Origin of the sequence: Dialister sp. (assembly GCF_036343215.1) — a bacterium.
GTDB lineage: Bacteria > Bacillota > Negativicutes > Veillonellales > Dialisteraceae > Dialister.
Genome location: NZ_JAZASU010000045.1, coordinates 1 through 13,451 on the forward strand (window position 1 = coordinate 1; position 13,451 = coordinate 13,451).

At 50.5% G+C, this 13,451-nt stretch carries 7 protein-coding genes and 1 rRNA gene; all 8 read right to left on the reverse strand.

The window, feature by feature from the left end; genetic code table 11:
• Positions 1-410 precede the first annotated feature (410 nt).
• Entirely contained in the window at positions 411-3,833 is a 3,423-nt protein-coding gene (locus tag VZT47_RS06930) for a DNA polymerase III subunit alpha (protein WP_330224241.1), read from the reverse strand.
• A gap of 179 nt (positions 3,834-4,012) precedes the next feature.
• Positions 4,013-4,786, reverse strand: coding sequence for a tryptophan synthase subunit alpha (gene trpA, locus VZT47_RS06935; protein ID WP_330224242.1), 774 nt, complete (start codon positions 4,784-4,786; stop codon positions 4,013-4,015).
• 13 nt (positions 4,787-4,799) lie between these two features.
• Positions 4,800-5,981, reverse strand: a complete 1,182-nt coding sequence (trpB, locus tag VZT47_RS06940; RefSeq protein ID WP_330224243.1) for a tryptophan synthase subunit beta — start codon at positions 5,979-5,981, stop codon at positions 4,800-4,802.
• A gap of 16 nt (positions 5,982-5,997) precedes the next feature.
• A complete protein-coding gene (gene trpC / locus VZT47_RS06945; protein ID WP_330224244.1) occupies positions 5,998-6,783 on the reverse strand; it encodes an indole-3-glycerol phosphate synthase TrpC in 786 nt (261 codons plus the stop codon).
• A 9-nt stretch (positions 6,784-6,792) separates the two neighbouring features.
• On the reverse strand, positions 6,793-7,815 hold the full coding sequence (gene trpD, locus VZT47_RS06950) for an anthranilate phosphoribosyltransferase (RefSeq protein ID WP_330224245.1): 1,023 nt from the start codon (positions 7,813-7,815) through the stop codon (positions 6,793-6,795).
• A gap of 705 nt (positions 7,816-8,520) precedes the next feature.
• Positions 8,521-11,703, reverse strand: coding sequence for an efflux RND transporter permease subunit (locus VZT47_RS06955; RefSeq protein WP_330224246.1), 3,183 nt, complete (start codon positions 11,701-11,703; stop codon positions 8,521-8,523).
• A 9-nt stretch (positions 11,704-11,712) separates the two neighbouring features.
• Positions 11,713-12,792, reverse strand: a complete 1,080-nt coding sequence (locus VZT47_RS06960) for an efflux RND transporter periplasmic adaptor subunit (protein ID WP_330224247.1) — start codon at positions 12,790-12,792, stop codon at positions 11,713-11,715.
• Positions 12,793-13,319: 527 nt separating this feature from the next.
• Positions 13,320-13,436, reverse strand: a 5S ribosomal RNA gene (gene rrf, locus VZT47_RS06965).
• Positions 13,437-13,451 lie beyond the last annotated feature (15 nt).

Consider the following 13,451-nt stretch of genomic DNA (forward strand, 5'->3'; position numbering starts at 1 on the left):
CCTTTCGGTTGAGGAGGACTTATTTCTTTTGTAAAAATAGAGTGAAAAAAATTTCACCGCGCGGTTAGCTGGAGCTTTTGAAAATCATCTGCGTCCATCCCTCCGCCGGCTCGATCGATTGTGTACATACCGGTTTGCAGGGGATTTCTTCAGGGGCCCTTCCATTCGCTCCACCGGTATAGTAGCAAAAAACGCGATTTGTATCATTAGAATTTTGTTAAAAATAAAGCATCTGGAAATTTTTATTCCGGATGATCAAAGGCAGAGCAATATTTCCACCTATCCATTAAGAATAAGTCACTTTCCGGTACCTTTCTGTCTTCAATCACTGCCCGGTTCGTGCTCTATTTCAAGCGTATTTTTGCTCTTCAAACAAGATCATACAGAGTACTTGGGACTCTCAGCGGGACTTACTTTCTTCCCTCCACATTGGCATTTCCCAGAAGCCCTTTCAGTGCTTCTTCCGCTTCCCCGGAAAAGTCCAGATAGAACTGGGGCAGCATCCGTATTTCCTGCCTGCTGCTCTGGATATGAAGGAATACCGGCGTCTCTCCATGATATCTCTGGAGAATCCTTGACAGACCGCTGGATACGGCTCCGTTTTCATGGCGTTCGTCCACATAGAGATGGACAGAGGAAACCGGGGGCCTTACGGCCTGATGAAAACTGGAGAGCGGTACGATATCATCGGCCAAGATTTTGACTTCCCTTTCATTGGCCTGGACCCGCCCCCTGAGACACACGGGCATATCTTCCACAAGAATGGGTCTCGCTTTTTCCCAGGTTCTCGGAAAAACCACGGATTCCAGGTCTCCGTCATAATCTTCAATGGAGACATAACCCATGGGCTCCCCCTTTTTCGTCATCGTGCTTTTTACCCGGGTAATGGTTCCACCAATGGTCACCAATTTTCCGTCAAACTTCATAGCCTCCTGCTGGAGTTGATAGATAGGAATGCATCGTGTCATCTGTGCCTTGAAAGCATCAAGGGGATGCCCGCTGACGTAAAAACCCAGAAGTTTTCTCTCCCAGTCGATTTTTTCATTCTGCGGCATATCAGGAAGGTCTGGATAAACCATGGTTCTTGCTGTTTCCATGCCGCCAAAGAGAGACATCTGCCCCGATTCCCTGTCCTGTTTTGTGGACTGGGCATCGGAGATGGCTTCCGGGAGGACTGCGAGAAGCTGCTGGCGATTGGCCCCCATGGAATCCAGGGCTCCGCATCGAATGAGACTTTCGCAGGCCCGGCTGTTCATACTCCGGTCACTCACCCTTTCCAGGAAATCGGAAAGATTTTTAAATGGTCCTCCCTTTCTGCGGGCAGCGATGATATTTTCCACTGCATTTTCCCCTACGTTCTGAATGCCATCCAGACCGAAAAGGATTTTATTTCCTTTAACGGAAAAATAGGCTTCCGAAAGATTCACATCAGGCGCCGCAATTTCTACTCCTGCTTTACGGGTGTCTGAAATATAACGGGAGACTTTATCCCGGTCACCATTGTAACAGGTCATCATGGCTGCCATAAATTCCGGCCGGTAATGAGCCTTGAGGTAGGCTGTCTGCCAGGCAATAAGACCATAACACACGGAATGGGATTTATTGAAACCATAGCCCGCGAAGTGAACCATGAGGTCAAAGACATAGTTTGCCGTCTTTTCATCCACCCCGTTTTTCAGGGCTCCTTCGACGAAGGTATCCCTGTTTTTCTGCAGGATTTCCGGTTCCTTATGGCCCATGGCACGGCGGAGCATATCGGCCTGCCCCAGATTGAAACCGCCCATAACGGAAGCAATCTGCATGACCTGTTCCTGATACAGAATAACCCCATAGGTTTCTTTAAGAATGGGTTCAAGGGAAGGATGTGGATATTCCACAGGAATTTCACCATGTTTTCTCTTGATAAAGTCTTCCGCCATGCCGCTTCCCAAAGGTCCCGGACGATAGAGGGCCACCATCGGGATCAGGTCCTCAAACCTGTCCGGATGGAGCTGGACAAGAAGGGATGTGAAACCGGCAGATTCAGACTGAAAGACGCCAATGGTATCCCCTTTGCAGAGCATATCGCTGGTCATTTTATCCACGCTGGGAATTTTATTGATATCCAGATTGATGCCCTGATTTGATTGAATCATTTCCAGAGCATCATGAATAACAGTGAGGTTTCTAAGACCCAGCAAATCCATTTTCAGAAGCCCCAGCTGTTCCACCTGGTCCTTTTCATATTGAGTCTGGATGAAACCATCCTGGGTCAGCTGGATGGGGACGAATTCATCAACCGGCTTCGAACAGATCACGACGCCTGCCGCATGGGTGCCGGAATTTCGTGAAAGGCCCTCCAGATCAAGGCAATGGTCGATAAGTCCTTTCACCTGTGGATTGGAATCGTATATATCCTTAAATTCCCGGGAACCGTCCAAAGTCTTTTTCAAAGTCACTCCGGGACCACCGGGCACCATTTTTGCAATTTTATCCACGTCCCGGAGAGGCATATTCGTAACACGCCCTACATCGCGAATGACTGCCCTGGCCGCAAGGGTTCCGAAAGTAATAATCTGGGCTACCTGATCTTTACCATATTTCCTGGCCAGGTAATCAATGACTTCCCCGCGCCGCCTGTAGCATAGATCCGTATCGATATCCGGCATGGAAACTCGTTCAGGATTTAAAAAACGTTCGAAAAGAAGGTCAAACCGCAGCGGATCCACTTCGGTGATATGAAGGAGGTAGGCCACGATGGAGCCTGCAGCCGATCCTCGACCCGGGCCGATAGGAATGCCATGGGTCTTCGCATAGCGGATAAAATCCATGACGATGAGGAAATAATCAGAAAATCCCATATGCTCAATGACGCCAAGCTCATAATCAAGCCGCTTTCTTTCTACGCCCATGGGATGAGGATACCTCTCCGGAAGCGCCTGTTCACAGAGTTTCCTGAGATAAGTCTTTGAGGTTTCCCCTTCAGGTACGTCAAAAGCAGGGAGCTTATGGTCTCCAAAGGTAATGGTCACATTACACCGATCTGCGATTTTCTTCGTATTTTCAATGGCACCCGGAAAATTTCCAAGGATTTTCCTCATTTCCTCCCCGCTCTTGCAGTAGAATTCTTCATTGGCAAAATGAAAATGATAGGGATCATCCAGAGTTTTACCGGTAGAAATACAGAGTTTGATTTCCTGACTTCCAGCATCCTCTTTCTTCGTGTAATGAAAATCGTTTGTCGCTACTAGGCCCAGACCATATTCCTCTGCGAGACGGGCCAGCACAGGCCGGGTTGCTGCTTCTTCAGGGAGATTGTGATTCTGGAGTTCGATGAAATAATTGTCTTTTCCGAAAGTATCAATGTAAAACTCTATAACCTTTCTTGCCTGATCCATATCCCTGTTCAGGATTGCCTGGGGAAGTTCCCCGCCCACGCAGGCAGACATGGCAATGAGTCCCTCATGATACTGCCGGATAAGTTCATGATCTGCCCGGGGTTTGAAGTAATATCCTTCCGTCCAGGCCTTGGAACAGATTTTGATAAGGTTCTGGTAACCGGTATTATTTTCAGCCAGAAGAATGAGGTGAGCCAGTTTTTCCTTTTCCTTTCCGGCCCCTTTTTCAAAACGGCTCCCCCTGGTCACGTAGATTTCACAACCGATGATGGGCTTAATCCCCTGGGACATGCATTCTTTGTATAGATATACGGCACCGTACATGACCCCATGATCCGTGATGGCAATGGCAGTCTGCCCCATTTCCTTCACATGAGACACCAGCTCCTTAATTCGGCAAGTCCCATCGAAAAGACTGTATTCCGTGTGCGTATGGAGATGAACAAAAGGATCCATTCTATTTCCCCGTCTTTCTTTGAAATATTATTTTCTATTGTACCATATCGGACAGGTCTTTAGGTTTTAGACCGGAAGAAGGGTTTGTAAAGCCATCCGGCATCAGCTGTTACCCTGTGTTTCCCCAATAAAAAAAGCGCGCATCATATTTTGACACGCGCCACCTTCACTTAACTGTTTTATTCATCCATCCCTTTGCGAAGTCCTGTGAGATAAGCTTTAAGGTCTTCAGAGGCCTTATTTCCTTCTTTATTGATGATATCAACGACGCCGCTTCCCGTGATGACTCCGTCTGCCAGGGCTGCCATGTTGTGGGCCTGTTCCGGGGTATGGATGCCAAAGCCGATGGCAATGGGGGTATCGGTGGTATCTCTTACCACTTGAATGATATCTTTCAGATCCGTCTTGATGTCGCCCCGCATGCCGGTGACGCCCATGGAGGAAACGACGTAGACGAATCCTGTCGCAGCTTTGACGTTTTCACGGATTCTGGCTTCTGAAGTGGGCGCTACCATCTGGATGATGTCTACGCCGTGTTCATCGGCCAGGGGTCTGATTTCCATCTGTTCTTCATGGGGCATATCGGGGACGATGATGCCGTCGATACCGATTTCTTCGGCATCCCGGAAGAATCTGTCTGCGGGATAGCTGAAGACGGGATTGTAATAGGTCAGAAGGACTAGGGGGATATTGGAGTATTTCCGGATTTCCTTTGCCACTTCCATGACCTGGGGAAGGTGCACATGGTTGGCAAGAGCTTTGACGTCAGCTTCCATGATGACCGGGCCATCAGCGATGGGGTCGGAGAAGGGGACGCCCAGTTCGATGAGGTTGACTCCGGCTTTTTCCATTTCAAGGACGTATTTCACCGTATCTTCCAGGGAAGGAACGCCTACGGTCAGGAATGCGATCAGTGCTTTACCGTTTTTGAATGCTTCATTAATATGACTCATATGTATTTCCTCCTCAGTCAGTCAGGTTTTCACCGCGATAACGGGCAATGGCAGCCACGTCTTTATCTCCGCGGCCGGAAAGGGTAATGACGACGACGTCATCTTTCGTCATGTTTTTGGCTTCTTTCAGCACACCGGCCACGGCATGGGCCGATTCGATGGCGCAGATGATGCCTTCTGTCTTTGCCAGGTATTCGAAGGCCTGTACCGCTTCTTCATCGGTAATGGCGATGTATCTGGCTCTGCCGATGTCATTGAGGTAGGCATGTTCCGGAGATACGCCCGGATAGTCAAGGCCTGCGGAAATGGAGTAAACTTCGGTAATATTTCCATCATCATCCTGGCAGAAAATGGATTTCATGCCATGGAATACGCCGAGCCGTCCGCGATTGACAGTGGCCGCATGATAGGGGGTATCGATGCCTTTGCCGCCGGCTTCGCAGCCAATGAGCTGGACTCCCGCATCCTGGACGAAGGGATAGAAGGTGCCGGCTGCATTGGAACCGCCGCCTACGCAGGCATAGACCCTGGTCGGCAGGCTTCCGGTCCGTTCGAGGACCTGAGCCCTTGCTTCGCGTCCGATGCAGCTCTGGAAATAGCGGACCATTTCCGGGAACGGTGCCGGACCGGTGGTGGAACCAATGACGTAATGGGTATCATCGCAGCGGCGGCTCCATTCCTGCATGGCTGCGTTGACCGCATCTTTCAGGACTCTGGAACCCGTCTTCACGACGTTCACTTTCGCGCCGAGGAGTTTCATACGATAGACGTTCAATGCCTGGCGCTGGGTATCGATTTCACCCATGAAGACTTCGCATTCCATGCCGAAGAGGGCGGCAATGGTTGCCGCAGCGACGCCATGCTGGCCGGCCCCGGTTTCGGCAATGATTCTCGTCTTGCCCATTTTCTTCGCGAGGAGCGCCTGGCCGATGCAGTTATTGATTTTATGGGCGCCGGTGTGATTGAGATCTTCTCTCTTCAGGAAAATTCTTGGGCCGCCGAGGTCTTTTTCCATGTTTTCCGCTTCGTAAAGCATGGAGGGACGGCCTGTATATTCTACAAAGAGACGATGGAGTTCGTCCTGGAATTCGCGGTCTTTTTTGCAGGCTTCGAAGGCTTCCCCTACCCGGTTCACTTCATTCATCAGGACTTCCGGTACATACTGTCCGCCATATTCGCCAAATCTTGTTTTCATATGATTTCCATCCTTTTTATAAATTTTCCTGAATCATTTCGTTCAGGAGTTTTTTTCTGTCTTCTGCCCTCATCAGCATTTCGCCGATGAGTACGGCATCTGCCCCGGCCTCTTTCATCCGGTGTACGGCCCCTTTGTCGGTCATGCCGCTTTCGGAAACAAGCACTCTGTCCTCCGGCACCAGCCTGGCCAGCTTTTCGGTGGTTTCCATGTGAATAGTGAAATCCCGAAGGTCTCTATTGTTGACACCGCAGATTCTGGCACCGTCCTCGATGAGCCGTTTCATTTCCGTCTCGTCATGGGCTTCACAGAGTACGTCGAGGCCCAGGCTTTCTGCCAGCTGCATGAATTTCTTTATTTCTTCATCCGTAAGGATTGCGGCGATGAGGAGAATGGCTGAAGCTCCGGAGAGTGCTGCTTCTTCGATCTGGCAAACATCGACGATGAAATCCTTCCGGAGCACCGGGATCTTCACTTCTCCTGCCACCCGTTTCAGGTATTCGATGTCCCCCCTGAACCACTTCGGTTCGGTGAGGCAGGAAATAGCGGAGGCCCCGGCTTCTTCATATTCTTTTGCTATGGCTTCGAAAGGGAAGTCCGGGCTGATGAGCCCTTTGGAAGGAGAGGCTTTCTTCAGTTCGCAGATGAAGGAGAGCCCCGGCTTCTTCAGGTTGTTGTAGAAAAGGTGCTGATTGGAAGGCTGGAAATTTTTTATTTCCTCATGAATCTTCCCGTAGTACCCTTCGGCTTTGAGTCTTTCGAGGCGCTTTCTCGTCTCTGCCGCAATATCATCCAGAATCATATTGTCCCCTTATTCATTGGAAACTTTGACGTATTCTTCCATCTTCGCATAGGCCTTGCCGGTATCGATCATTTCTGCCGCCTTTTCGATGCCTGCTTTCATGGTGGGTACTGCTTTGGCCGCATAGAGGGCAAGTCCCGCATTCAGGAGGACTGCATTTCTCTTCGTGCCCTGAATCTTTCCGGAAAGGATGCCTTTCGTGATTTCCGCATTTTCTTCAGGCGTGCCGCCGACCAGTTCTTCTTTCTTCCCCCGGGTGAGGCCGAAGTCTTCCGGAGCGATCTCAGTCGTTCTATAGTAGCCGTCCTTCAGTTCGCAGACGAGGGTTTTGTCGGATGGCGAAACTTCATCAAGACAATCCATACCATGAACGACCACTGCATTGTGGACACACATCTTGTCAAGAACCTTTGCAATCGGTTCTACCAGGTAAGCATCGTAGACGCCGAGAAGGAAGTAATCCGGGTTGGCGGGGTTCGTGAGGGGTCCCAGGATATTGAATACGGTGCGGAAGCCCAGTTCTTTTCTGATGGGTCCCACATATTTCATGGCGGAGTGATATTTCTGGGCGAAGAGGAAGCACATGCCCACTTTCTCCAGCATGTCCAGGGCTTTGGCCGGATCCTGCTGGATATTGGCCCCCAGGGCTTCCTGGCAGTCTGCCGTGCCGGATTTGGAGGATGCGGCGCGGTTGCCGTGTTTGGCCACTTTTACTCCTGCTGCTGCAATGACGAAAGCAGAAGTGGTGGAAATATTGAAACTGTTGGAGCCGTCGCCGCCGGTGCCTACGATTTCAAGGACTTTCAGGCCCGGGTGGGGAACGGGAGTGGCGTGTTCTCTCATGGCAATGGCGCAGCCGGAGATTTCATCAATCGTTTCTGCCCTGGTGCTCTTCGTGGAAAGGGCAGCGAGGAAAGCCGCATTCTGGGTCGGTGTCGTTTCACCGCTCATGATTTCATTCATTACGTCATAGGCTTCTTTGTAGGTGAGATCGCCTTTTCTTACAATTTTCTGGATTGCTTCTTTAATCATTTTATGTTCCTCCATTTTTTATTTTTGAAATATGACAAAATGTTTTTCAGAAACCGATTCCCAGCCATCGTCTGATCGTATCCATTTTTTCTTCCTTTCCGGGAACTAAAAAATCCGTCCCTGACAAATACTTGTCAAGGACGGATATCATTCCGCGGTGCCACCTTGTTTCAGGGTTTGACCCCTGCTCTTAGCGAGATACCAGCATATCTCCGGCAACTGACGTATGCCCTACGTCGCAGGCTACTTGGAAATCCTTTCACCGCGCCCTCAGCGGTCCATTTAATAATCTGCGTCCTGCCGGCTTCTCATTGCCCCGACTCCCTGTGAGTGCACAACTATTTTTATCTCCGCTTCAACGGTTTGTTCATTAAGTTGTGATTATCATAATACGCCTTTTATGTCCTGTCAAGCGTTTTTTATACACTTTTTGAAGAAATCAGTCTATACAATAGGAAATATGATTACTCTTCATATGTAATATTTCCCCGATAAAATCGATGATTTCCACGACTTGATCTTATCCCGTTAAAGCAGAAATTTCCTTTTCGAAAATCCCGGGCCCCTGATTCCCAAAAGAAAAAGTGCGCCCCTTTCAGAGCGCACCATAAAATACAATGGCTGACGGCTAATGGCCAGCTGCTAACGGCTGACGGCTAACGGCTAGCTGCTAACGGCTAACGGCTAACGGCTAGCTGCTAACGACTACCTCCTCAGCATGCGATACTTGAATTTAATCCCTTTAAATCCCGTGACTTTCCTGAACCACCGGGCCATGTATTCCGTTATGAGGTAGAAAGCAGGAATGAGGAATACGCCGCAGACCGTGGCTACTGTCATACCGCCGACCACGGCGACACCCATGCCGCAGCGGGCTCCTGCTCCCGCTCCTGTGGCAATGGCAAGGGGCATACAGCCGATGATGGTGGTGAAAGCAGTCATAAGAATCGGGCGGAGACGGAGTTTGGATGCCGTAAGAACGGCTTCCATGGGATCGATACCCTTGTCCGCTCTTTCTTTTGCAAATTCCACGATGAGGATGGCATTCTTTGCGGCCAGGCCGATGATCATGATGATCCCGATCTGCATGTACACACTGTTCATGAATCCGCTGGCTCCTGAGCCCATGAGGATGGCCAGCTTTCTTACCACATATTCAGAAACCAGGGCGCCGCACATCCCCGTAGGTACGGTGAAAAGTACGGCAAAGGGCATGGACCAGCTCTCATAGAGGGCTGCCAGGCACAGGAAGGCAAAGACGAGGGCCATGATGAGAACTTTCATGGTGGAGCTGGAGGAAGAACTTTCTTCACGGCTCTGTCCGGACCATTCGATGGTCATGCCCGACGGGATGACGGATTTCGCCGCTTCTTCCGCTGCCTGCATGGCCTGGCCCGAAGAATATCCGGTGGAAGCGCTGCCATTGATGGCTACGGAGCGGACCCCGTTGAAACGGGAAATGGAAGAAGGCCCTGTGGTCATGGAGCTCGTAAGAATGGTGTCGAGAGGAACCATCTTGCCGGAGGAAGATTTGACGGAAATAAATTTCAGCGTATCCGTCTGGGAACGATAATTGGTATCTGCCTGGACCATGACTTTATAGGCCCGGCCGAACTGGTTGAAATCATTGACCTGGGACCCGCCGAAATTGACCTGGAGCGCCGTGAATACGTCGGCAAGGTTGATACCCAGATTTTTGACTTTCTCACGATCCACCGTGAATTCCACGCTGGGCGTATTCGTTGCGTAAGACGTGCGGGCGCCGGTGATTTCAGGCCGCTGGTTGCAGGCGGCCACAACTTTGTCTGCCACATTTCCCAGTTCCGTGTCGGTGAGGCCCGTATTGTCCTGGAGCTGCATGGACCAGCCCCCTTCCATACCGAGACCCGGGAGCGATGGCGCATTAAAAGCCACGACTCTGGCTTCCGGATGGTTTGGCGCCACAGTGGCATAGAATTTAGCCAGTATCGATTCCACGCTGAGATCGGAAGTGGTGCGCTCGCTCCAGTTGTCCAGGGCTACATACATATTTCCTGCATTGGAATTGGAACCTCCCGCATGGGTCATGATGTCTTTGACCCCGGGAATCTTCTTCGTTTCCTCCGCCACTTCATCCATGGTCTTGATGGTCTGGTTGAGGGAAGTCCCTTCGGGCATGGTAATGCTGGCAATGAAGATACCCTGATCTTCATCGGGTACGAAGGTGGAGGGGATGAGCCTGTAGAAGACTCCCATGAGTCCCACCACCAGAATGAGAAATACGGCAGCCAACTTCAGATGGTGAATCATCCAGCCTACTTTTCCCGTGTATTTGTCTCTGACGATTTCAAAAGTCCTGTTGAACCAGCGGAAGAAAGCCGCAATGGGGCCGGACTCAAATCCTTTGTCATCGCTCTTCAGAATCGTCCCGCAGAGGGCAGGAGTCAGCGTCAGGGCGACAAAAGAAGAAATGACGACGGAAACCGTAATGGTCACGGCAAACTGTTTGTACAGCACCCCGGTGACTCCCCCGATGAAGGCGACGGGAATAAAAATCGAAGCCAGTACGGCAGTGGTCGCTATAATTGGTCCCTGGACTTCGTCCATGGCCCGTTCCGTGGATTCTTTCGGGGAAAGGCCGTCTTTCGACATATGTTCTTCCACGTTTTCGATGACCACAATCGCATCATCTACTACCATACCAATCGCCAATACGAGAGCAAAAAGGGTGAGCGTATTGATGGTGAAATCAAGAATAACAAAGGTCGCAAAGGTACCAATGATGGAAACCGGAACCGCCAGCGTCGGAATGAGGGTGGTCCGCCATTTCTGGAGGAAAAGAAAGACCACAAGGACCACGAGAATCAAAGATTCCACAAGAGTCTCCACCACTTCATTGATGGAAGCGTTGATGAAATTCGTATTATCCATGACGATGATATAGTCCAGATCGGGCGGGAAATTTTCCTTCGCTTCCGTCAGGACCTGTTTCACCTGGCTCACTGCTTCCAGGGCATTGGCATCGTTGGTCAGCTGTACGCCGAAACCGATCCCGCTGTGACCATTGATCTTGGAGTTGGAGCTTTGATTCTGTGTCCCCGTTTCCACTTTGGCCACGTCTTTCAGGTAGACGAAATTGCCGTTGGATTCGGATTTGACGATGATATTTCCAAACTGGGCAGGCGTGGTGAGACGGCCTTCCACCTTGGCGGCATACTGCTTTTCCTGGAGTTCCGGAGCGGGCTGGGCGCCAATGGTGCCGGCAGGGGCAGAGACGTTCTGCTCTCTGATCGCCGAAATGACGTCGGCTACGGTCAGATTTCTTTCAGCCAGTTTGTCCGGGTTCACCCAGACCCTCATGGCATAGCTGGCGCCGAAAGTATTCACATTGCCTACGCCGCTGATGCGCTGGAGTTTATCGAGAATATAAATATCCGCATAGTTTTTCAGGAATGCCTGATCGTAAGTGCCCTTTGGCGAATACAGATTGGCCATGAGCACCATATCGCCCGAAGATTTCCGGACGTTCAGCCCCGTGGTCTGCACGTCGGAAGGAAGGCTGTTCTTGGCGAGGTTCGCCACGTTCTGCACATTGATGGAATCCTGATCCCCATCGCTGTCCAGATCAAAAACGATGGAAAGGCTGTAACCCCCGTTATTGCTGGACGTGGAGGACATGTAATCCATATGCTCCACGCCATTCAGTTTTTCTTCGATGACCTGGGCCACCGTCTGGTTCACAATGGTGGCATTGGCGCCGGTATAGGAAGCGGAAAGGCTGATGGTAGGCGGCGAAATCTGGGGATACTGGGCAATCGGCAGCGATATGAGCGAAAGGGTCCCCAGGATCACGATGATGATGGAAATCACGATGGCAAAGATCGGCCGCCGTATAAAGAATTTAGACATAGGCCCTCCTTACTTCGTGGTTACGGAGACGGCAGAATCCGGGGCAGTGAGTGACAGGCCCAGCTCTTCCGCCGTGGTTTCAGTGGCATTCAAAGGCTGCCCCTCTTTCAGATTTGTCAGCCCTTCCACCACCACATTGTCATCTTTCGAAAGTCCGCTCTCCACGATATAGTAGCTTCCTACCTGGTCTCCCAGGGTGACAAGCTTCGAGACGGACTTGTTGTCATCGCCCACCACGATGACAAAGGATTTATCCAGCACCTGCTGCACGGCCCGCTGGGGCACGAGAAGCGCATCTTTCCGGGGCGACCCTTCCACGGTGACCCTGGCAAACATGCCGGGGAGAAGTACGCCATGTTCATTCTGGAAAACCGCTTTCAAGGTGAGGGTGCCGGTACTTTCTGAAAGTTCACGGTCCCCGATGTAATTCGTGGAAACTTCGTCATATTTCCTGCCATTGCTGAGAGTCAGGGTTGCTTTGGGCGGGGTGGGCCGTTTCAGCCTTTCCCCTTCCACCCGCTGATCTTCCATGGCCATGCGGAAATTGAGGTATTCATTTTCACTGATGGAAAACTGGACGTAAATCGGATTGATGGAGCCGATGGAAACGAGGCTTGTATTTCCTGCGGTGACATAGGTCCCCGCCGCCACGTCATCTACGGAAAGTTTTCCTGTAATGGGAGCGCGGATGACGGTATCATCCAGATTCTCCTGGGCTTTCTTGAGAAGGGCCTGGGCATCATCGTAGCTGGACTGGTTCGATGCCACCGTGGCGCGCTGGGTCGTCACCGTCTGTTCAGCAATGGCGCCGGAGGAAAGGAGTTTCTCATACCGCCCAAGGTCGATCATGGAATTGTTCAGGTTTGTCCTCGCCTTGTCCACATTGGACCGTGCCGAAAGGACGGCGGAATCATACTGACGGTCATCGATTTTATACAGGGGATCCCCTTCATGGACGAACTGGCCGCTTCTGAAATATTTCTCCACAATGGACCCGGAAACTTTCGGCTTGATGATGACCGCATCCATGGACTTCACCTGGCCCGAATAGTCATGGGTGACAATCGTATCCTGCTGCAGAACCTTCATTGCTTTAACAGAAACCGAACTGCTCCTCTGCTGAGTACTACTGCTACACCCAGCAGAAAAAACAGCCATTCCCAAGCAACTAATCAGAGCTGCTGAAAGTAGAATTTTTCTTATCTCATACTTTATCATCATCCGACCTTCTTTTCTTTTTACTATCAGAAAACTACAATCCTAAAAAAGTAGTGATATTTGTACATATTCTATCATATATGAATCACGAATTAAATATTTACTACAAGTAATTTTATTGGTATTGTTTATCCAAACAATAAATCAGGAAATCCAGGAACTATCTATACAGAGGCTTGTCACAGTGAGGCCGACCCACGAATACCGCATCTGACTCAGTCCATCGGAGCACTGACTTATCGGAAATGAGAAAAAGAAAAGAACCGATTTTCTGCACAATCGGTTCTGAGCATTAATCAGCAGCTTGTTCCTCCCGTACGCTTCCGGACAACCTGCACTATCCATCATCATACTATCTGTCACAAGTAAAAATCCCAACTCTTTCGAGTTGGGATTTTAATCAGCAGCTTCCTATCCTCCCGGGCCGCTTCCAGCCAAGTACTTTCGGCGTTTGTGAGCTTAACTACCGTGTTCGGCATGGGTACGGGTGTATCCTCACAGCTATCGCCACTGAATCTGAGAGTCTGTTC

What these genes read in the sequence shown, in the direction of transcription:
- VZT47_RS06955 (WP_330224246.1), bottom strand. Translation starts at nt 11,703, where the DNA reads ATGTCTAAATTCTTTATACGGCGGCCGATCTTTGCCATCGTGATTTCC.
- trpB (WP_330224243.1), bottom strand. Translation starts at nt 5,981, where the DNA reads ATGAAAACAAGATTTGGCGAATATGGCGGACAGTATGTACCGGAAGTC.
- trpA (WP_330224242.1), bottom strand. Translation starts at nt 4,786, where the DNA reads ATGAGTCATATTAATGAAGCATTCAAAAACGGTAAAGCACTGATCGCA.
- VZT47_RS06930 (WP_330224241.1), bottom strand. Translation starts at nt 3,833, where the DNA reads ATGGATCCTTTTGTTCATCTCCATACGCACACGGAATACAGTCTTTTC.
- VZT47_RS06960 (WP_330224247.1), bottom strand. Translation starts at nt 12,792, where the DNA reads ATGAAGGTTCTGCAGCAGGATACGATTGTCACCCATGACTATTCGGGC.
- trpD (WP_330224245.1), bottom strand. Translation starts at nt 7,815, where the DNA reads ATGATTAAAGAAGCAATCCAGAAAATTGTAAGAAAAGGCGATCTCACC.
- trpC (WP_330224244.1), bottom strand. Translation starts at nt 6,783, where the DNA reads ATGATTCTGGATGATATTGCGGCAGAGACGAGAAAGCGCCTCGAAAGA.